This is a genomic window from Vibrio sp. 1402, assembly GCF_033340275.1.
Map to the genome: position 1 here is coordinate 1 of NZ_JAWOWE010000748.1, position 509 is coordinate 509.

Consider the following 509-nt stretch of genomic DNA (forward strand, 5'->3'; position numbering starts at 1 on the left):
TGCTTTTCTAGTAAGTTGATGACACACCATTCGGCTAGCGAGTATTGATTATCCGTCTCTGAGAGCTCACGTAGCACTTTACATAGGCTGATTTTCTGGGCTTCACTCAGCGATTTAAGTGCCGGCAGAGCGAGTTCGAGTAACGGGAAACGCAGATGAAGTGGTAAGTCATAATCTAGCCAGGGAAGCAATGTAGATTGCGATGCGAGTGGAACGTACGGCTTAATCATTTCGCGCTGAATATCGCTGCCATCAAAAATGAGGGCGAATGCGACAAATCGGGCGCTATATGGTTCACGTGCGATATCAACTAACTCTGGTGGTAATTGACTGATCAATCGTTGGCCTGTCTCACTCAATTGCTCCGATGGTGAGGCAGATTGCGAAGCAGGAGAGCCGCCACCTACGGCAAAGCCACTGACTTGCTCGTTACCAAACGCCGTGTTTTGAGCATGAGAATGTTGAGCGTAGCTTCCGTCCCAATTGGGTTCGATTCTTCGAATTCTTTC

At 48.3% G+C, this 509-nt stretch carries 1 pseudogene; it reads right to left on the reverse strand.

Annotation, left to right across the window (positions count from 1 at the left end):
• Positions 1-509, reverse strand: a pseudogene (locus R7044_RS28275) (Zn-dependent protease); the annotation flags it as partial.